Genomic DNA, 20754 nt, shown 5'->3' with positions numbered 1-20754 from the left:
TTTAAAAGTTATAAAGAGCTGAACACTTTGAAGACTCTGCGTTTTGACACAGTATAGATATTCAGGTCATTTATAACCTGGCACAAGCTAACACTAGCATAACGCTAAAGCTTAGGAAGCTAAAGCGATAAACTATTTCAAAATGTGTCGATTGACATTGGTAGAGATGCACTTGAAATACGTTAAACAGGACAACCTAAAAGTGAATGGTTCAAGACAATTATCCCCTTAGGTTGCCTGTGTTACTCATCTTTATCCAACTGTTTTAATGTATGAGCAACGAGTGGATCATCTGGGACGAGCTGCTGTGCAACTTCAAGGAGTTGAATAGCATCCTGCGGATGTTCATCTTGATGTTTAATGGCGATATCAATCAAAGGTTGAATATCAATCTGCGCTTGATGCTCTTGTACGTGCTCAACTTTTTCTTCAAGTAAGATGTTATGCGCTTTGCTGAGTAATTCAAGCCGATGCAGAGATTTAGCATTCGCCTTGTTGAGGCGTTTGTAATAGTCTTCTTTGAAACGTAAGGTTTTGGTTTGCTGTCTAAATTGAGCGATGTCGATGTGTTCTGAACGCATAAAATCGACAGCGATTTGTTTGTAAAAACCAAATTTGTTCATGTACGTTGCATGTGTACCGTGACCCATTCCAAACACCCTTAAATGCGTCAATCCGGCGTAACGTTTCGCGTGTCTTCGGTCTATTGGGTTTGTTGGATCATAAATAATGTATCCTTGCGCTTTGCCTAAATCTAGGTCGTGATAATCACCTTCCCAGTCAAATTGCTGTGCAATGTCAGTGCTAGAACGAGTATCCCAATACGCTTTCGCTTTGTTTTTTGTGCTGACAGGATGAAAAAGTAACACGGTATCGAGTTGTAGTAGGTTTGCAAATGCGCCAACACCGAATCCGCCACGGCTGGTACCATAGCCAAGTCGTCGATTAAATGGCTCGAGCAGTGTCGCGAGTTGCTCCAAGAAGAAGATTAAATTGCGGCTTCGAAACCAATTGCTTCGACCCAAATGCTGAAAGGCAATAATGTTTACCCCTTGCTTCTGAGCCAAGCGATAACCCCATGGCGAAAAATCCGCATGTAAGTCATGTTCTTGATAATTTGTACCTGCTGGGGAGAAGGTAAAGAGGAGAGGTTTGTCGAGGTCAACGAAGTGGTATTTTACAAAAACATCATCGAGTAAATCGTCACCAGTAAAAGGTAACTGTGCTTGTTGTTCATTCTTGGAAAGGGTTAGCCAGTCATCAAGCCAATACAGTAACTTCATTCATCCTCCATTTACGCAAGTGAGATATTGTAGCAAATTTGAGAGGGTGATGAAAGTTGTGCAAAATTCAATCAGGTTGTTTGTGAGTAAATTCAGTTGTAAATCATCAGGATTACAGTGGGAAATCCTGATGAATCTTTCGTATTATAACGACCTAGTTAGCGAGCAAACTGCTTGGAATATCGACGCTTTAACAACTTAATGCTTATTGCACCAATCACACTTGGCAAAATCCAACTCATTAGTTGCAATGAAGCAACATGTGCAAAAAGCGCACGTCCACCAAAGGCGAAAAAAGCGGTATAACAAGCGATACCAGATCCAATCATGCTACTGAGATGTTCAATAACCCATTCTTTCGCCGACAGTGTTGCTTTGAAACTGTAGTAGAGAAAACTACAGGCTAACAGAGCTCCCAGCGAACCAAAAATAATGAGCAATACTCGATTTAACGTCCAACCATAGTAGGCTAGACAGGGGCCTGCAATGAACAACGCGGCCATCAGCATGAGATGACTAACCTGCCTTAGCTGCGTACGTTGTTGCTTTGCCTGTAACACAAGAGTGGCGTGACGTACCGTAGTGACGGTTAATAAACTTAAGTACAGTAGAAAAAGACGTGTTGCTTGCAACTGGAGTAATTCTGCGGCACTAAGGACACGTCCCGCTAATGCTTCAGGGTAGCACAAGCCCAGTAATGACATCATCGTGCCAACACCCGCCGCGACATACATTACGTATACATAAGCCCGGCCGGATTGATTATGCTGGCGGCTGCCTTTTTTAAAGTAGACTGGTAACCAAAATAAGATGAGGGCAGAAGCGCCGGCCAAAATATGTAAATAAAGTAACGTTTGGTAAATTGTGTTCATCGTTTACTCCTTTTTGAAGACTGAAATCATCTTAATCAGAAGTGTCACCTACGATGAGTGCCAAAAGTCATGATTTTTACGTTAGCGTTGCACTACGAAGGATTAATCTGTTAACTAAATATTCATTTACACATTACAAAAGGTTAAATAGTATTTAGAGTGATTCTAATAAAGGAGATAGTTATGAATCTAAAACTTAAAAAGAAGAATATGAAAATGCTGTCAAACGACAAAAACGCCTTACCCCTAAATAAGACGGCGTTGGTCGCAGGTGCGTTACTCACGATTGATATTCGTACGACGCGCACAGAAGGTTTTGCAACAAAGACAACGTTGGTCGGCGAATTGGCTGACGTAGGTCCGAGTGTTGGCCCTACCACTGGGGTTTAAAACTCAGTGAACTCGACTAGCGCGAAGTATTTCGCGCTAGACTTAGCATTATGTTTTTCTGTGGCAATGTTTTAGTTCCTCAATTAAGGCTTGTGCAAGACTGGATGTGCTGTTTGTTTTTGATGTGATCAACATAACAGGGATTTGATAGGAATATTGCTCTGGCAGAATCGCTTTAAATACACCTTTATCCACCCAGTATGCGGCATAATGTTCGGGCAAATAGCCTATGAATGCGCCAGATAAAATCAGATGTGCAATCCCCTCATCGTGGTAAGCAATTGCGCTGTTTTGATAGTTTAATCCATCATTGCGCGTTTCTTTGTCACGCATGTAATTACTGGTGACGACTTCCGCGTCGAGCAATAGTTTATGTAACGATTTCGGCTCGCAGTCAAATAGTGGGTGTCCCTGCGCACAATAGAGATAATTGGTTTCGTTGTGCAGTGGATAATAATCAAGACCGCGAATTTGATGACGGCTAACGCCAAGCCCAACGAGCGAACGCCCATTGACAACGGATGTTTCCACTTCTCTTGCTTCACATACATTGATATCGAATTGGAGATTCTTGCCCTTTCGTTTGAGAATTGAAATGGCTTTTGCTACGCCGCGGCGTGGATCGCTGACCATCGTATCAATAATGGCAATGGTCGCTCGTCCAGAAAGTTCATGTTTAGAACTTGCCACGGTTGACGCAAACGCTTCGCATTGCTGCAAAAGCTCAAGTGATGCTTGATACGTTACGCGACCAGCCTCGGTTAATTCAAATCCGTCTGCGGCCACGTTTACACAATTTAAGCCCCAGACGAACTTCTAAGTCCGACAAATGCGAACTGATGGTTGAACGTCCGATATTAAGACGGGACTCTGCGGCCGATAATCCGCCACTTTCAACAATCGCGACAAATATGCGCAGCAAACGTAAATCAACGTCATGGACTTGCATAAAGCTATCTCTCTTTAGTTCGATAGAATCGGAATGAATTACGATTATTATGCATTTATAAAACTTCATGAGCAAGCTAGCATAAGGTCAATATAAGCGTTACGACGCATAAAGAATCAGCAAGTTAGGAGACGAATATGACGTTTAAATACGGTGTAGACAGATTAAATCTGGATATCGTAAACGGGATTGCCAACGGCACAATTAAGGCTGAACTGTGCCAAGAAGCGTTAGATAAAATTAATAAAAGCCGCCGCAATGTCGATATTATGGCGAGTTCCGATAAAGCAATTTACGGTATCAACACAGGCTTCGGTCCACTTTGCGATACACAAATCTCTCCTGAAGAAACGCATTTACTGCAAAAGAACTTACTGATTACACACGCGGTAGGGGTGGGTGAACCTATTGCAAAACCAATTTCTAAGCTAATGCTAATCACTAAAGTGCACGCATTAAGCCAAGGTTTTTCAGGTATCCGCTTGGAAGTGGTGGAACGCATGTTGGCGTTCATTGAATTAGACCTTATTCCGGTTGTTCCTGAGCAAGGTTCTGTTGGAGCATCTGGTGATTTGGCTCCTTTATCACACTTGTTCTTACCTTTAATTGGTGAAGGTGAATTTTGGCAAGGCAGTCAAATCGTGCCAGCAGCGCAAGCATTAAAAGAACATGGCTTAGCGCCACTTGAATTGCACGCGAAAGAAGGTTTAGCCCTTATCAACGGTACACAGTTTATCCTTTCGCACGGTATCACGGCATTGACAAGAATGCGCTACTTGCTTGATTTAGCTGATCTTGCAGGTGCAATGAGCATTGAAGGTATGCAAGGTAGTCAATCACCATTTAGACCAGAATTACATGAAATTCGTGCGTTTGCAGGCAATATTGAAGTGGCTACACGTATGCGTCGATTCTTTAAAGATTCAGAGAATATGGCAGCCCATACGGATTGTGACCGCGTCCAGGATCCTTATTCACTGCGTTGCATTCCACAAGTACACGGTGCATCACGTAACGCTTACAACCATCTTAAAGACATGGTTGAAATTGAAATGAACTCTGTAACAGATAACCCAATAGTTATTAGTGCGGAAGAGGCGATTTCAGGTGGTGGTTTCCACGGTCAACCTTTGGCGATGGTACTTGACTATGCTTCTATTGCTGCCGCTGAACTGGGTAATATCTCTGACCGACGTTGTTATTTATTGCTAGAAGGATTACACGGTTTGCCGCGCCTACTCACGACGTCGGGTGGCTTGAATTCAGGAATGATGATCCCGCAATATACAACGGCTGCATTAGTAACTGAAAATAAATCGTTGTGTTTCCCGCCCTCCGCGGACAGCGTGCCAACATCAATGGGGCAAGAAGATCACGTTTCAATGGGCAGTATCTCTGGTCGTAAATTGAACCAAATTCTTGGTAACCTTGAAAAGATTTTTGCCATCGAACTAATGTATGCAGCGCAAGCCATCGAGTTCCGCCGTCCAAACAAATGCTCTGATTTAATTGAAGAAAACTTCAGTATTATCCGAGCGAAAGTGGCAAAGCTCGAGGAAGATAGATTATTAAAACCGGATATTGATGCGATGATCACGTTGGTGAAATCACAGGCGTTCAACGTACAAACTGGGAGCTTATAACGATGGAAGCAAGCATGACGTTTCAAGAACAAATTAAGCAAGGTATTCCGAGTGAGCTGCCTGCTGTAAAACCCTATCCAGAAGACGCGAACCGTGCGCCAAAACGCAAAGACATTCTGTCAACGGAAGAAAAACAGTTGGCTATTCGTAACGCGCTCCGTTACTTCCCTAAAGAGTGGCACAGTGAACTGGCGCCAGAATTTGCAAAAGAATTAAACGATTTTGGCCGTATCTACATGTATCGCTTCAAGCCAAACTATGAGCTTAAAGCGCGAGCAATTTCTGATTATCCAGCAAAATGTGAGCAAGCGGCTGCGATCATGTTGATGATTGACAACAACTTGGATCCAGCGGTTGCACAGCATCCTGAAGAGCTAATTACGTACGGTGGTAATGGTGCAGTATTCCAAAACTGGGCGCAATATCGTCTGGCGATGAAGTACTTAAGTGAAATGGAAAGTGACCAAACGCTGCATATGTATTCAGGTCACCCAATGGGCTTGTTCCCATCGTCAGAAGACGCACCTCGTGTTGTTGTTACGAACGGTATGATGATCCCGAATTACTCAAAACCAGATGATTGGGAGCGCTTTAATGCACTGGGCGTTACCCAATACGGGCAAATGACAGCAGGATCGTTCATGTACATCGGTCCACAGGGGATCGTTCACGGAACGACAATTACCGTCATGAATGCTTTCCGTAAAGTATTGAATAAAGGCGAAAGTCCGAAAGGAAAGATCTTCCTAACGGCCGGTTTGGGAGGCATGAGTGGTGCGCAGCCGAAAGCGGGTAACATCGCAAACTGTATTACGGTTTGCGCGGAAGTAAATCCGAAAGCCGCAACAAAACGTCATCAGCAGGGTTGGGTTGATGAGCTTATCGACAACATGGACGCGCTGATTTCTCGAGTTCGTGAAGCACAAGTAAATGAAGAAGTCGTATCGATTGCATTCATTGGGAACGTAGTTGATGTGTGGGAAGCGTTTTACGAGCACAACATTTTTGTTCACTTGGGGTCGGACCAAACTTCTTTGCATAACCCTTGGTCAGGCGGCTATTACCCAGTTGGAATTAGCTACGAAGAATCAAATCGCTTGATCCGCGAAGAGCCAGAGGTTTTCAAAGCGAAAGTTCAGGCGACATTGAAACGTCATGCTGATGCGGTAAACAAACATACCGCGAAAGGTACGTATTTCTTTGACTATGGTAATGCGTTTTTACTTGAAGCGTCGCGTGCAGGTGGCGATGTCATGGCAGATAACGGTATTGATTTTAAATACCCATCGTATGTACAAGATATTCTTGGACCAATGTGTTTTGACTATGGTTTTGGTCCATTCCGTTGGGTGTGTACATCTGGACAGTCAGAAGATTTAGATAAGACAGATGCCATCGCAGCACAAGTGTTGAATAAGATTATGGAAGAATCGCCAGAAGAAATTCAGCAGCAAATGCAAGATAACATCACTTGGATTAACGATGCTAAGCAAAACAAGCTCGTCGTTGGTTCTCAAGCGCGTATTCTTTATGCTGACGCACAAGGCCGGATGGAAATTGCTAAAGCATTCAATGATGCGATTAATCGAGGTGAAATTGGTCCAGTTGTACTTGGGCGTGATCACCACGATGTAAGCGGCACTGATTCACCTTTCCGTGAAACATCAAATATTTATGACGGTAGCCGTTTTACCGCGGATATGGCGATTCACAACGTGATTGGTGACAGTTTCCGTGGTGCGACTTGGGTCTCTATTCATAACGGTGGTGGTGTTGGCTGGGGCGAAGTGATCAATGGTGGTTTCGGCATGCTTTTAGACGGAAGCGAAAGTGCAGAACGCCGCTTGAAATCAATGTTGTTGTTCGATGTAAACAACGGCATTGCACGCCGCAGTTGGGCGCGTAATGAAGAGGCAAACTTTGCCATTAAACGTGAGATGGCTCGTACACCTAAGCTGAAAGTCACACTTGCAAATACGGTTGATGATGAAATTTTAAACGGTTTGTTCTAAGTCATTTCTCTTCAATTGAAGAAAAGCGCTGTGAGTGAATAACCACAGCGCTTTTTTATGGTTGGGTTGGAAACGATAAAATTAATCGCCTAGGTTGTTATCCATCCATGTCTTGCACGCTGACCAACCTGATTTATCCGTAAGGTCATCTAGGTTAGGGTATTTCTCACGGAGCTTTTCAAGTACTTGGGGTTGTGTGCGACCTGACACGTTTACACGAGCACCATTGTGGTACTTAATGTGATCGTTGTGGTGGATATGCCAAGCATTCGCATCACCCACAAATGAATTTTTACCATTTGCCATAATTTAATCCTTTTATTCATCAGTCTGCCCACCGTCTTAAATGCGGCACAATCAGATTAATCAAAAACAGAGTGGCGAATTCGGCTGAATCTCTGCTGTTGTAGGTCAATTTAGCCAAATAACTTTAATCAAATCGTGTGCATTAACAAATGTGGTTGAGGCTCATAAATAGTTCACTATATTCTCTAAAGTGAGGTGTTCGAATTAGAGAGTGTCAGTGCAAAGGAAACCGCTATCTACAGCTAACATGATAAAACTGCTTAGTATTTTGCTCGTAGTCGCTTTGGTAGTAGTGCAAGCGGTATTGTTTTGGTTGGAGTCACGGGAGGAATCATCGACTGTTGTTCTTCCTGCAACAACCTCGAAGGCAACACAAGCTGTAGAGCCGCACGACATTGAAATCGTTGTTCCTCATATTAACGTTGAACAGAAAAGTGAAGAAGCACAGGACCACTCAACAACGCAAAGGTCGTCCGATGGGGAAGTGTACACGCAGTCTGCGCCTCATCCATGGTTAGAAGTGACACCGTCAAAAGCTGACCTTGAATTGTGCCGTACGCTTGAACGACTGCCAATTGTGTATGACGAGAAAACGGAGCACTTCTCGGACTTATATCAACTTGATATTAAACTCGTTTATAGTCGTCGCTACACCATGCCGCTGTCGGAATTCGTTAATCAAAGATTCGAGAAAAAGATTTATGAGACTGTCTCGACGCATTTGGACAAAGTATATCGCCAATATATCGATTGGCTTGGTTATGAAAAACTCTATCAATCTAAAATCGATATTCTTATTGCCTATGATTTGGAAACCTATGAAGCATTACTCGACAAATACCATGCTTCTATGCCATCAAATATTCCCGGTGTTTACTTACCCTTAGAACATATTGCGCTAGTGCATTTACCTCGGACGTACGAAGGGTATATCGATACGAACAGTTTGTTGCGTACCACCATTCATGAATCCGTTCATGCTGTAAACTTTGTTCAATTTGGCTACATGCATCGCTGGGCACAAGAGGGATTAGCTCAGTATTTTGCGCATTTTTATGAAAGCGAAAATCCGGAATTGTTTTTAGATAAAGCAACTTGGGATGCGCGCAGTAACTATTTAGGTGCACCTCTGTTATTTGATGATGTCATTAATACAAATGAGATGTGGCGCGACAATCGGCATGCTTTGTATGCGTCTGCATTTGCTTTTATACAGTATCTAAGTACTTTACCAAAAGCAGATAATCCCTTGTTAAGAATACTTAAGTTTGAAAATGAACAACCTTGCTCGGTAGTGAATAAAGCTTGGACAAGCGGGGCGCTCGATTTTGATGGCATGTTTAATAATAATGTGCTGACGTGGTTTGAATACCTTGTGTTAGATCATGAAGCCCGTTTACTTGAAAAACAAAGTGAGCGGCCGACAAAATAACGTGTTCTAGAACTAGGCTGTGTGGGTCACCCGCGATATTCGTATTAACTTAAACTAATTTCATTTGAATAAAATTCATTTGCTGGTTAAAAATTGACTGCGCTGTCATTTTGTCTATTGCAGTTGCTAATGTGGCATCGCGTTATTAACCAATAAAAGGAAATTTGAATGAAACCTTTCAACAAAGCGGTGATAAGCGTCGGTGTTGCTGCAGTTTGCATGCTATCAAACACCGCGATTGCACAGCCACAAATCGACGGTGTAGAAGCCCAATCTTCGGCAAAACTCTATCGACTTAAACTAAACTGCCAACAAAATCCGTTGGCATTACAACAATACGCAGCTCGAGGCGTTTGGTTTAAAACACAATCTGAATTAGAAATTCGAGGCGAATGCCAAGGTCCCGTGACGTTTGAGTCTGACAACATTTCAATTGTTGGCGACTCATCCGTCGCAAGCAGCATTAAGTCCACTCAGACAGACAAGAGTGCAGTTACGGCCATCCACTCAGTCGTCAATTTAAAAAATCTGACGATTGCAGCGCCAAGCAATGTTCAAGCTTTTGTGGCGAAAGGCAACAGCACAGTCACGCTTGAAAACATTACGACCAACAGCGAAAACAGTGACGGTGTGTTTTATCCTTTTTCAATTACAGACAACAGCACAGCCTACGTGAGTAAACAGTCACAAGCTAAATTTAGGGTGTCGGGTAGCTCAGCCATTGAGTTCCAAGCAGAAAACACAGGTGTTACCTTAAATGTCTTGGATACCTCTTTTGCCCGTTCCACCTCTGGGAGTCAGTTTAGCTCGGTGGAAGTCTCAGGTAACGGCTATTTCCTTGCCGACAATCAATCCTCAGTTGCGTTACTTATGATTTGGAGTAAAGGCGCTGTGGATGTCGACAATCAAAGTACCGTTGGCCATTTGATGATGGGAGGACAAACGTTGTTTGCAGCCTACCGTGAATCTTCTATCTTGAAATTCTACGAGATATACGGTAACGTTGTGTTTGAACTAGAACACTCAACGGCGACAGGTTGGACTGCGGTAGATAAACCTCATTCTATTTTTACAGGCAACGATGCTGTCGTAAATGGTGTGTTGTATCCAAGCTGGAGTTGGTATGGACAAGACGGACAATAATAAAATGATCAATTACTAAATCACACAACGGTGTCGTCATAACGACACCGTTGTTGCTAAGACGGCGAGACTATTTTGTTATCGGACTAGTCGCCACGGGCTGTTCGTCCGTCGCGGATGGGTGTTCAGAGCCTTCACTAGGTTGTTCAATGTTTTCCGAATGATGTGAGTCGTCTTCTGCTTTAAGCGCGTCTTCTTGCTCGTCTAGTCCATCTTCTAAGTCGTCTTCAATGCGTTCATTATCTTCACCCACAACCAATAACTGTTCATGGGCCATCGTTTCTTCAATACGGGGATCCATAGTTGCCGCGAGTGGTGAATTGGTAACGTCAGAAGTACCCATAACGTAATCGGTTGGCTCTGGTTTCTCTGCTTTTTGTTTTGAGTTAATGAAGCTCAAAATCATGAACATGAGAATGGTTAAAACGGTGATTGACGCATACAAAGCTTGGTGTCCAAACAAGGCCATGATCTTTGCGTTGGCCGCTGGTTCCAGTGCTGCACCTGAACCAAATGCAACAAGTAGTGCGGACGATACACCGACACGGTCTTCATCTTCCACTCGTGAATTAGCAAGAGCGGAAGAAAGTGGATAGAGCGTAAAAGCGAACAGACCAAATAAAAAGGTGAGAATATATGCTGAGATCTGCGAAATCGGCAGAATAAACATCAATAAGCTTATCACCCCAATAGCCACTGCATTACTGCGAATGAGAACGCTACGACGGATTTTATCCGACACAATCCCCATCGGCCATTGCGCTAACAAACCCGCAAAGATGGTGACTGACATAAACATCGCAATTTCAGTGGCATTAAAACCCGATAAATTGGCAAACGTGGGTGCAAGACCATAAAAGCTACCGTTAATGATCCCGGCGAAATGAACTGCGGTGAGTGATTGCGGCACTTTCTTTAAATAACCAAACAGACTTACCTGAAGAGGCTTCAGGGGTTTGGGGTGAATTCGGCGCGTGATGGAGATAGGAATAATACCGACCGACAATGCCATACAAACCAAGAAAAGAGGGGCGTAGCCGAGTTCAGGGAACTGCGACAAGGCATATTGACCCATAACCATCCCGAGGTAGGAGGTGATCATATAAAAAGAGAAAACGCGGCCACGCGATTCTGGGGCGGCTTGTTCATTTAGCCAACTTTCCAAAACCATGTAGTTACACATCATTCCGAGGCCGACAATAAAGCGCAAAGCAAGCCATAGATAAATGTTGTCACTTACCCCATGTGCAGCGACACAGGCGGTTACTGCCGCAGTACTGGCTGCAAAAGTACGAATATGACCAACAGATTTAATGAGCGTGTAGCCGAGTTTGGAACCAAATAGTAGACCAAGGTAATAGCAGGAGGTCAATAAACCTATCCAAAAAGTCGAAACGCCGTGTTGACCAAGGTATAGGGCAAGATAAGTGGTCAGTAAGCCTGTGCCACCGATCAGAAAGAGATTTGTAAAATACAGTGAGGGAAATGATTTCATTTATATACAAAATAGCGGCAAATACAGTCACATACTAGTGTAACTAGGTGGGATTTCCAAGTCAGGATAGCAGAATTAGACCATCATTCCTGCAATACGCTGCTTGAAATCAATTTTGTGCTGCAAAATCTCGTTTGGATGATTTTAGTTTCGCATTACTATTGAGCGTAAAGATGGGATTACCTACAATACACGTCATCAATTGATTACAGTAGATAAGACACAATGAACGACACAACGACATTACCGGCATTACCAGATCGCCTATCAATTAACCCGCGCAGCAAGTTCTACTCTGAAGAAGTACTTCAGCACGATATCGGCATTCGTTTGAATGGCAAAGAGCGTTTTGATGTTGAAGAATATTGCATCAGCGAAGGTTGGGTAATGATTGCCTCTCCAAAAGCATTAGACCGTCGTGGTCAGCCACTGCTTATCAAATCAAAAGGCACGGTAGAGGCATTTTATCGCGAAGCATAATTCGCTTTCCTGCCTTGTTAGATAAAAAGGAAACCTCAGGTTTCCTTTTTTGCTTTACGTATTCCCCAAAGTTAATCCAGTCGAAGTGCAGTCAGTGTGGTATGCTGTAATTAATTAAGACAAACATGCATGGAGTGTAAGTATGTCTCTTTCTCTACTTTTTGCGGTTTCTAGTTGGATAGCCAGTACAGCGTCCTCTGTTTATAAATGTGACAATGGCGGTACCGTCGTGTATTCGCAGTTTCCCTGTGGCGACAATCAACAAGTGGTGACAATCACACCACCGCCGAAAATGTCGACCAATGAGCACGCAGACAGTATCGATAACCTCAAACACCAAAAAACGCTTGAACAAGTAGATTTGTACGTAGAATTGGAGCAAATCAAACGAGAGTTCGAACAACTAGAAGGCAAGCGCAATCGGTTGATGAAACAGCGTGATGCAAAATTGGATGCGCTGATGCGTAAAAAGCAAAGTGCAAATAACAATCTTGCCGGAGCGCAATGGGAAACGAGCATCAGCGAAGAAATGAATGCAGTCAGCAAGTCATTTGATACCGACATTAAAAGCTTGGATGCGCGATTAGACCGACTTGTTGAGAAAATTAAAGCGTTTAAACGTCCATAGTGTCCTTTTCGTATTAAGCCCACAATGAGTAAGTCCTTTCACCTGAGTACTTGCTCCCAAATCAACGTTACCTTTCACAAAGTCTTTGCGCATTTTCACTTCATTTTTTATTGCATTTATCAATCTTATATTTTCAATTGCGTAACACTTTACTTACCTATAAGCTGGTTAAGCTTTGAACAAAAACATGTAAAGGAGTCAATAATGACACAACGCAATAAAGCGACGCAAAACGCCATGATAAGCGCTTTGACACTCGTCACCCTTGGGCTATCTTCGTCCGTTTATGCCTTTGACTGCACAGGTCTCAGTACATGGGAGCAAAATGCAGTGTATACCTCAGGCAGCAAAGTCACACTACAAAATACAGCCTATGAAGCCAAATGGTGGACTCAAAACCAAACGCCAGCAACGAACAGTAATACGTATGATGTTTGGAAAGTGTTAGGGACCTGTGGTGGTAATCAGTTTCCTGTGGTGGCGATTGATTCGCCAACGGACAACAGTGTTTTGGCCGAAAATGACAGCGTTATCATTAAAGCATCCGCAACGGATAATGATGGTTCAATTGCCCATGTTGCATTCTATGTTGATGGCAATTTGCTCGGGGAAGTAAGTAAAACACCTTATGAGATCAGTTGGTCTGCGGTGCTTGGTCAACACCGACTGCTTGCTAAAGCAACGGATAATGACGGGGCAACAACAGAAAGCTCGAGTGTAAATATCTCTGTTCAGTCAGCATCGGGTAATGTGCCGCCAACGGTCTCTATTAAAAACCCTGTATCGGGCAGTCAAGTTAATCTAGGCAGCACGGTCAGTATTCAAGCGGAGGCATCGGATAGCGACGGGAGTGTTAAATCGGTCACGTTTTGGTTGGGTGATACACTTCTTGCGACACTCAATAAATCACCATATCTAATAGATTGGCAAGCAAACACCGTTGGAAGCCAGACATTAAAAGTCATTGCGACAGACGATAAAGATGCAACGACAATGTCCAGCGTTTCAGTAAAAGTGGTGGAACAGCAGTCTGGTGGTTGTGCTGGCCTTGCAAGTTACGTTGCAGGACAGGCATATAGTGCAGGGCAATTTGTCGCACATAACAACTTTAAATATCGTTGTGATGTTGCTGGCTGGTGTAGCTCTAATGCTGCTTGGGCTTATGAACCAGGAACTGGCCAATATTGGAAAGATGCATGGACGGAAAGTGGTTTGTGTGCAGCTGTGCCTACTGTTCAGTTTCAAACACCAGCGCCGGACAGCACAATATTGAAAAACGCAGTGACTAAAATCCAAGTGACGGCAAATGACGCCGATGGACAAGTGAGCCAGTTGGCCGTCTTTGCAAACGACACGTTGCTTACGCAAGTAAGTCAAAGCTCATTACTATTTGACTGGACACCAACCCGTGTTGGCAACGTAACCTTAAAAGCCCAAGCGACTGATAATGAGGGCAATGTTGGTGAAAGCACACAACAAGTTGTCGTTACCGATCAATCGGTTGTAACTTCATTAACGGCACCAAGCGCAGGGAGTCGTTTAGTACTGGGTAAAACAGTGCAATTGCAAGCAGATGCATCGGCATTTGCAGGTCAAATCTCACAAGTACAGTTCTTTGCCAATGGTTTGCTGCTCGGTACGGACACCACGTTACCTTATCAATGGGCTTATACACCGGCGGCAATTGGCAACGTAACGTTATCGACAAAAGCCAAAGATGATGCAGGGAATGAAGCATCAAGCCAAGGTGTATCGGTTGAGGTCGTTAACGCGCCAATTGGTAAAACACATAAGCTCATTGGCTATTGGCACAACTTCGTTAATCCAGCGGGCTGCCCAATTCCACTTTCAGATATTTCGCCTGCTTGGGATGTAATCGATATTGCGTTTGCAGAAAATGATCGAAACTCTAGCGGTACAGTACATTTCACGCCGTTTGTTCAAGATATCCACTCAACTTGCCCTGCGATTGACCCGGTTAAATTCAAAAATGATGTAAAAGCCCTACAAGCACAAGGCAAAGTAATTGTACTGAGCTTAGGTGGTGCAGAAGGAACGATTACACTCAATACCGATGCAGATGAAGCAAACTTTGTAAGTAGTCTAACGGCGATTATCAATGAATGGGGATTTGATGGCTTAGATATCGATTTAGAGAGCGGCTCAAACCTTGTACATGGTTCACAAATTCAAGCGCGTTTGCCGCGTGCATTGAAAAAGATAGAGCAGAACATAGGTGGTGATATGTTCCTTACCATGGCACCGGAGCATCCTTATGTTCATGGCGGTATGATTGCGTATTCTGGGATTTGGGGGGCTTATATTCCTTTGATAGATGAGCTGCGCGATATGCTTGATTTGCTTCATGTGCAATTGTACAACAATGGCGGTTTACCTAACCCATATGAAGCGGGTAGTGCACCAGAAGGTTCGGTAAATATGATGGTTGCACACGCGAAAATGCTGGTGGAAGGTTTTACACTAGCAAACGGTCAACAATTTGCGCCTCTGCGTGACGACCAAGTCGCAATCGGTTTACCCTCAGGTCCTAAATCGGCAAATTCGGGTCAAGCACCAACAGCGAATATTATCGCGGCACTAGATTGCTTAACCAAAGGAATGCAATGCGGGTCAATAAAGCCATCTAAGTCGTATTCGCAATTTGGTGGAGTAATGACCTGGTCAATCAATTGGGACAAATTCGATGGTTATAATTTTTCAAAACCTATCGGCGATAAACTCACTCAAATGAACCAAGGGCAGTAATTCTGCGCTGATATTGCACGTCGGTATTACGTGAACTAACGTAATACCGACTTTTCTGGTTGACTTTGTTCAATGGTTAATTCGATGTGGTGATTGTGCTTTGCGAGAGCACTTTTACAAAATGTGGCAACATGCTTTGCTCAATCCGCTGTCCGAAATGGTCACCATGATCGCCTTCAAAGACATTGACTTTGACTATGCTGTCAGCTTCTTCGCTGGCCACTTTTAACGTTACGCATCCATTTGTGATCCAACGAAACTCATCATGGTCTCCAACCTCAATCACGACTGAATTCAGGTTATCGAGCACGGAAGAGGACATGTACATAGTTAGGATGTCGCCGAATCCAGCTTGCCATTTAGGGTAGGCTCCTTTTTTCTCTGAGTAATGTATGCCAAAAGCCTCATTTGGACGGCTTGCAAAAGCGCCTCCGTAGGCCAGAATAAAGGCATAATCGCTATTTTCATCGCCATTATCCCAAAGTTTATCACCTTGGAATGGGGCGAATTCCTTACTCATGAATGCCAATTTATCGTCAACCTTCGCATAGTGTTGGCGAAAGGTGTTGTAGTGCTCTATTGCCGATTTATTCGAAAGAAACGAATCCTCAAGGCCTGTTTTATTAAACACTCCAGGACTTAACGCGTAAACATGCCCAAATTGGGTTGGATATCGAGCGGCAAGTCGCAACGCTCCTGTGCCACCCATTGAGTAGCCTGCTATTGCCGTAAGACTTGGATTCTGGGAGACCCTGAAATGACTTCGTACCCAAGGAATCGCCTCTGACATGATGAAATCTTCAAAATAGCCATGCGCCTTCGAGTTAACGTAAAAACTGCCTCGCAGAGGCGTATCGCCATCTAGCATCACCACAATAAACTCGATAGGTTGATTTTTGACACCGAAGCGGTCAATGCGTTTCTCCATTGGAAGTGCAAAATCATTGGACCAACTGTAGGCACCAAGAAAATAGACAACAGGGTAAATTTTGTTTGGTGTATCGTCGTAACTTGCTGGTAAATAGACACTGATGACCCGTTCGGGATTCGTACCAATTACATTGTTTTCAATCGATTTTGAATAGTATGTATGGCGTTCTAATTTTGCATTTACAAAGGGGCTACAAAGCAACGCAAACAGCAAAAAAAAGGAGAGTAGTTTTGTCATTTCTAACACCTATTTTGTCATTGCTTTAAACACTAAAGGTAAGTTAAATAGAAAACAAATATATAGAATCACGGTATTTATATTTTATGGATATAAATCAGTTGGACCTCAAAAAGTTAAAGTACTTGGTCACCGTTGCACAAGAATTGAATTTTAGCCGCGCGGCTGAGCGACTGAACATCGCACAACCGCCATTGAGCCAGCAAATTAAAAAGATCGAAGAAAGCTTTAATATCCAGTTGTTTGAACGCTCAACTCGTCAGGTTAAATTGACGCCTCAGGGCGAGCGCATAGTTCAACAAGCGGGTCGAGTTTTAGAGGCACATAGCGAGTTAATGCTGTATATCCGTGCTCAATCAGACGTTGATAATGCGCCACTACGCTTAGGTGCTATTGGGCTTGCCATTGATGTTTTAATTGCACCGCGCATGATGGCATTTCGTCAACTAAGGCCGAATGATGTGATCCACCTAGAAGAAGGAACAACGCAACAATTACTGGCAAAGTGCCATAATAAGCTGATTGATGCCGCCGTTATTCGACTGCATGAAATGAATTTACCTGAAGAACATTTGTATCTTTTGAAGCGCGAACCATATGTATTGGCAGTACCAAAATCTTGGAGCGAGTTTGGCGACCATGTTTGTTTGTCGCAACTTAAAGACAAACCTTATATTGGCTACCCTCGGGAGCTTCATCCTGAACTCTATGACGAAATTTACGCGGTGTTTGATTCGGTTGGTGTCACGCCAAAATTAGTTCAAAAGGTGAGGACAAAATCAGCTACGCTCGCCTTGGTTGCCAATCAAATCGGTTGTGCAATTGTTCCTAAATCACTTTCATCAAAGTATCAGCAGGACATCCATTTTGCGAGTATTGAGCAAGCTTTACCAACGGTTGATTACTATTTTTATTGCCAAGATAAACGTCTGCATCCAGGGATGGCGGACTTAATTAAGTTATTAAAATCATAAATCAAACGAAACTCCAGGCTTCTTATAGGATGCGAGCCAGGGCAAAAGCCTCTGGCTCAATTATCCACAATGAGGCGCTAAGCCTACAGAGAGTTTAGTTTAGTTAGAATTTGCGAGTAGTTTTCGCCTTTGATTTCATTGGCGTACTGTGTACGTACAGTCGTCAAGTAGTCGTAGGCGAGTTCTTCTGCTTCTAAACGACCTAAGATTTCGGCATCCCAAGTTTTATAAGGTTTGCCAGGTAATAGAGCTTGTACGATACAGCCTTGTGGCGCCATTGGCTGAACTTCACGACCCTCGATTGAGAACGTTTGCTCCGCTTCAACATCCATCTGATGCATTTCCTTATCTTGTGACAGTGTACCCCAGCAACCGTTACCAAAGGTACGAACGTAGCCCATTTTACTTGCTTTAGAATCAACCGCTGCACCTAAACTTGAGAGTGTCGATGCCATCGCTTTAGCTTGAGAGCGAACAAAACTTTGCGAAACATAGCCATTAACGTAACGCTCAGTAAGTACAGTTACATTAAGTGACGCCATTAACGAGTAAGATGTCGTTAGCGCATAGGCATTAGAGTTGTATCCTAAGTCGTATGCACGGTGATAACGCAATGTATTTACGTAGTTTAATAGGCTACTTAAAATCGCAGAATCAAAGCGACCTGAATTTAAAGAATCTTGGTAATACTCAAATGTTGTTCCAAAACCATTTAATTGGCTTTTTGCATCGTAGACCGCATCCGTGATGATGACGTCAGTGATCATGTTCTCGATTTTTTGCAAATCTTCTTCATGCAAACGAACGATAGCTGGGCCTGTTGATTCACCGCTACCAAACAATAAATTTTTAATAAAACTTTTTGCTTGGCTTGCGATGGCCCCTTTTGCTTGATCAAGTAACCATGACGCAACAATGCTTGTCGTGACAGGGTCTACAACCATCGTGCTCATTTCTTGATTATCAAGATATACATCATGTTGGACCGGTGATACGGCTGACTCCGCAGCCGCCACGTTCAATGAAAATGCCAGTGCAACTACTGACGCGATTGACGAAAGTCTAAATGTGTTTTTCATAAAATTTTCCTTTTATTGTTTTCCTGTGTTTGCTTTGTAGAACAGCAACGAACTAAGGTCTGACAAAGCAAAATGACGTTAAATATTTATTTTCAAAATATCAACAAAAGTTTAATTTTAAATTGTAACTTAACTTTTCGATTAATGGATGGGTAGGGGAGCGGCAGTTTCTTTAGTTTTTAAATTAATTTTTCTTATTTAATAATGCTTAAATTTGATTATGTTTTTTTATTTATAATGTAACAAAATAAAACAGATTAAACGTGTTTGGTTAGTAAAATGGTGCTTCATTAATAATGAGGTATAGTATGAATATTGTAACATTTCAGGGCGAACCTGTATTTATTGGTGGAGATATTCCACAAGTTGGCGCATTAGCACCAGATTTTACATTGTGTGCAGCTAATCTTGGAGAGATTACCCTTGAACAATATAGAGGAAAGCAGGTCATTCTGAATATTTTCCCAAGTATTGATACGCCAATTTGCGCACAAAGTACCATTAAGTTTAATAAAATGGTTTCTCAACATGATGATACTGTTGTGCTATGTATTTCGGCCGATCTGCCTTTTGCAATTAGTCGCTTTTGTGCAGACGAAGGACTGGAGAATGTCGTCATTGCGTCCTGTTTCCGACATCCTGAGTTTCTAGACATTCTTGGCTGTGGTATTGAAAAAGGCATTTTGAGAGGCTTGGCAGCCCGCATGGTTGTTGTCTTGGATGCCAACGGCTACGTGACACATTGTGAACTTGTGAGCGAAATTACTCATGAACCAAATTACGATCTGGCAATTAATGCACTGAGAGCGTCACAATGCGAGGCCTAGTCTCTCTATTGGCGGTCGGCGTATCATGTATGTATGTTCAAGCCTTCGAGTTTCCGACTACGTCTGAACATGCTCAAACTGGTGACTCGCAAACGGTAACGTTGGAGCGAAAGAATGTTTTTCATTTAGCAGGAAAAACATTAAAAGTAGGTGATGATTTTCCATCAATGCTTTTGCAAACCAGCGAGTTAAGCTTGTTTGATACCGGGGTTGGCGGTAAAGCACGTATTTTCAATGTATTGGCGTCTGTAGACACGCCAGTGTGCGTTCAGCAAGCACAAGAGTTAGAAGCCTTTATTAAATCCAACCCTGACATTGCAAGTCGTGTGGACATTGTCGCAATTAGTGCCGATACCGTGTTTGCTCAGCAACGATTTATTAAAGCTCAAGGACTGACAAATACAATTTACTTATCAGATGCAAAAGATCATGTATTTGGTCAACAAACAGGAATGTTAATTTCAGAATTGGGCCTTTTGACGAGAAGTATTGTGGTTGTAGACGCCAAAGGTAAGGTCAAACATATTCAGAGAGTACCTGAATTGACTTCGTTGCCGAATCTCGAAGAAGCCGTAGCTATCGCACTTAAGTAAATATCTCGATCTAATTGGGATGATGTTCAAAGCTCATTATTATAATGGGCTTTTTTATTATGATATTTAAAATGTAAAAATAAAAAAGCCTCTTTCGAGGCTTTGAAGGGGGGTAGTGTCAGTTAAAAAGTATATCGGTAGCTCAAGTTTACTAGCGACATTTCATCAAAATCTTCATAGCTGATTTCGATATTAGAATGTTGGTCTACTTTATACCCGAAGCCAATACCAAATCCGTTGTCATTCGCTTGATAACTTGCCTTATTTTTCGTTCCAACTTGTTTGACGTCACCAATTGTCCGCGCGTAAGTTGGCTGTACAAAAATCGAAAAAGCTTCAGTAGCCTGATAGGTAGAGCGAATGCTAAGTGCCGCAAAATAATCAACCGATATATTGTGACGAACTGGCTTACCATCCTTCGCAAGAACCGGCTTTCCATCCTCAGTTTCTGTGTAACCAAAACTATTAATACCTGTACCAAATCTTAATATTGGGACGATTTTTATGGATTGAAAGTCAGTTGGAATATCAAAGGAAACACCTGCAGTTACAATCTGCGCGTTTTGCTTCTCAATTCGCATGTTTGTGATATCACCAGTAACGCCCCAGTTGGCTAAAGTGGTGCAAGAGGTCAATGCTAATACGCAACCCAATAGATTTTTCATAGAGATCCCAAGTTGAAGGTTCAAAAAACGCGTTCATACGAACAAATTA

At 42.9% G+C, this 20754-nt stretch carries 18 protein-coding genes and 1 pseudogene; 11 read left to right on the top strand and 8 right to left on the bottom strand.

Annotation, left to right across the window (positions count from 1 at the left end):
* Positions 1 to 242: 242 nt before the first annotated feature.
* Positions 243 to 1283 carry a cytosolic protein gene (locus J5O05_RS05085; RefSeq protein WP_208843874.1) on the bottom strand — a complete coding sequence of 347 codons (1041 nt, stop codon included), beginning with the start codon at positions 1281 to 1283 and terminating at the stop codon, positions 243 to 245.
* 158 nt (positions 1284 to 1441) lie between these two features.
* A complete protein-coding gene (locus J5O05_RS05080) occupies positions 1442 to 2155 on the bottom strand; it encodes a hypothetical protein (protein ID WP_208843873.1) in 714 nt (237 codons plus the stop codon).
* A gap of 183 nt (positions 2156 to 2338) precedes the next feature.
* Between J5O05_RS05080 and J5O05_RS05075 the strand changes: the two genes are divergently transcribed.
* Positions 2339 to 2545 (top strand): hypothetical protein, encoded by a 207-nt coding sequence (locus J5O05_RS05075; protein ID WP_208843872.1) that lies wholly within the window; start codon positions 2339 to 2341, stop codon positions 2543 to 2545.
* 48 nt (positions 2546 to 2593) lie between these two features.
* On the opposite strand, the pseudogene J5O05_RS05070 reads toward J5O05_RS05075, so the two are convergent.
* Positions 2594 to 3494, bottom strand: a pseudogene (locus tag J5O05_RS05070) (LysR family transcriptional regulator).
* A 137-nt stretch (positions 3495 to 3631) separates the two neighbouring features.
* Here J5O05_RS05070 and hutH point away from each other — a divergent pair.
* A complete protein-coding gene (hutH, locus tag J5O05_RS05065; protein WP_208843871.1) occupies positions 3632 to 5137 on the top strand; it encodes a histidine ammonia-lyase in 1506 nt (501 codons plus the stop codon).
* A 14-nt stretch (positions 5138 to 5151) separates the two neighbouring features.
* Positions 5152 to 7149 (top strand): urocanate hydratase, encoded by a 1998-nt coding sequence (locus J5O05_RS05060; RefSeq protein ID WP_244369824.1) that lies wholly within the window; start codon positions 5152 to 5154, stop codon positions 7147 to 7149.
* 81 nt (positions 7150 to 7230) lie between these two features.
* On the opposite strand, the gene J5O05_RS05055 is transcribed toward J5O05_RS05060, so the two are convergent.
* The gene (locus J5O05_RS05055) at positions 7231 to 7455 is read right to left on the bottom strand and encodes a hypothetical protein (RefSeq protein WP_208843869.1); all 225 of its coding nucleotides are present in this window, start codon (positions 7453 to 7455) and stop codon (positions 7231 to 7233) included.
* A 247-nt stretch (positions 7456 to 7702) separates the two neighbouring features.
* On the opposite strand from J5O05_RS05055, the gene J5O05_RS05050 reads away from it, so the two are divergent.
* Together J5O05_RS05050 and J5O05_RS05045 are read left to right on the top strand one after the other, a co-directional pair.
* Positions 7703 to 8887 carry a hypothetical protein gene (locus J5O05_RS05050; protein ID WP_208843868.1) on the top strand — a complete coding sequence of 395 codons (1185 nt, stop codon included), beginning with the start codon at positions 7703 to 7705 and terminating at the stop codon, positions 8885 to 8887.
* 168 nt (positions 8888 to 9055) lie between these two features.
* The gene (locus tag J5O05_RS05045) at positions 9056 to 10030 is read left to right on the top strand and encodes a hypothetical protein (protein ID WP_208843867.1); all 975 of its coding nucleotides are present in this window, start codon (positions 9056 to 9058) and stop codon (positions 10028 to 10030) included.
* A 70-nt stretch (positions 10031 to 10100) separates the two neighbouring features.
* Here the strand turns inward: J5O05_RS05045 and J5O05_RS05040 are convergent, their stop codons facing one another.
* Positions 10101 to 11525 (bottom strand): MFS transporter, encoded by a 1425-nt coding sequence (locus J5O05_RS05040; RefSeq protein ID WP_208843866.1) that lies wholly within the window; start codon positions 11523 to 11525, stop codon positions 10101 to 10103.
* Positions 11526 to 11750: 225 nt separating this feature from the next.
* Here J5O05_RS05040 and J5O05_RS05035 point away from each other — a divergent pair, with 225 nt between their 5' ends.
* The 3 genes from J5O05_RS05035 to J5O05_RS05025 all read left to right on the top strand — a co-directional run bounded on the left by J5O05_RS05035 (position 11751) and on the right by J5O05_RS05025 (position 15399).
* Positions 11751 to 12005 carry a DUF3297 family protein gene (locus J5O05_RS05035; RefSeq protein ID WP_208843865.1) on the top strand — a complete coding sequence of 85 codons (255 nt, stop codon included), beginning with the start codon at positions 11751 to 11753 and terminating at the stop codon, positions 12003 to 12005.
* A 142-nt stretch (positions 12006 to 12147) separates the two neighbouring features.
* Positions 12148 to 12633, top strand: coding sequence for a DUF4124 domain-containing protein (locus tag J5O05_RS05030; RefSeq protein ID WP_208843864.1), 486 nt, complete (start codon positions 12148 to 12150; stop codon positions 12631 to 12633).
* A gap of 204 nt (positions 12634 to 12837) precedes the next feature.
* Positions 12838 to 15399, top strand: coding sequence for an Ig-like domain-containing protein (locus tag J5O05_RS05025; RefSeq protein WP_244369822.1), 2562 nt, complete (start codon positions 12838 to 12840; stop codon positions 15397 to 15399).
* 76 nt (positions 15400 to 15475) lie between these two features.
* Here J5O05_RS05025 and J5O05_RS05020 read toward each other — a convergent pair whose 3' ends face one another.
* Positions 15476 to 16567: an alpha/beta hydrolase gene (locus J5O05_RS05020; protein ID WP_208843863.1), complete on the bottom strand. Its 1092-nt coding sequence runs from the start codon at positions 16565 to 16567 to the stop codon at positions 15476 to 15478.
* 86 nt (positions 16568 to 16653) lie between these two features.
* On the opposite strand from J5O05_RS05020, the gene J5O05_RS05015 reads away from it, so the two are divergent.
* Entirely contained in the window at positions 16654 to 17541 is an 888-nt protein-coding gene (locus J5O05_RS05015; RefSeq protein WP_208843862.1) for a LysR family transcriptional regulator, read from the top strand.
* A gap of 83 nt (positions 17542 to 17624) precedes the next feature.
* Here the strand turns inward: J5O05_RS05015 and J5O05_RS05010 are convergent, their stop codons facing one another.
* Positions 17625 to 18620, bottom strand: a complete 996-nt coding sequence (locus tag J5O05_RS05010; RefSeq protein ID WP_208843861.1) for a hypothetical protein — start codon at positions 18618 to 18620, stop codon at positions 17625 to 17627.
* A 308-nt stretch (positions 18621 to 18928) separates the two neighbouring features.
* Between J5O05_RS05010 and tpx the strand changes: the two genes are divergently transcribed.
* Both tpx and J5O05_RS05000 read left to right on the top strand, forming a co-directional pair.
* On the top strand, positions 18929 to 19447 hold the full coding sequence (tpx, locus tag J5O05_RS05005; RefSeq protein WP_208843860.1) for a thiol peroxidase: 519 nt from the start codon (positions 18929 to 18931) through the stop codon (positions 19445 to 19447).
* Positions 19435 to 20040, top strand: coding sequence for a peroxiredoxin (locus tag J5O05_RS05000; RefSeq protein ID WP_208843859.1), 606 nt, complete (start codon positions 19435 to 19437; stop codon positions 20038 to 20040). Before tpx ends, J5O05_RS05000 begins: the two co-directional genes overlap by 13 nt.
* Positions 20041 to 20162: 122 nt before the next feature.
* Here the strand turns inward: J5O05_RS05000 and J5O05_RS04995 are convergent, their stop codons facing one another.
* Positions 20163 to 20705: a hypothetical protein gene (locus J5O05_RS04995; protein ID WP_208843858.1), complete on the bottom strand. Its 543-nt coding sequence runs from the start codon at positions 20703 to 20705 to the stop codon at positions 20163 to 20165.
* Positions 20706 to 20754 lie beyond the last annotated feature (49 nt).

Source organism: Pseudoalteromonas xiamenensis, from assembly GCF_017638925.1.
In the GTDB taxonomy this organism is placed as follows: domain Bacteria; phylum Pseudomonadota; class Gammaproteobacteria; order Enterobacterales; family Alteromonadaceae; genus Pseudoalteromonas; species Pseudoalteromonas xiamenensis.
This window is presented reverse-complemented; position numbering and strand designations above follow the sequence as displayed.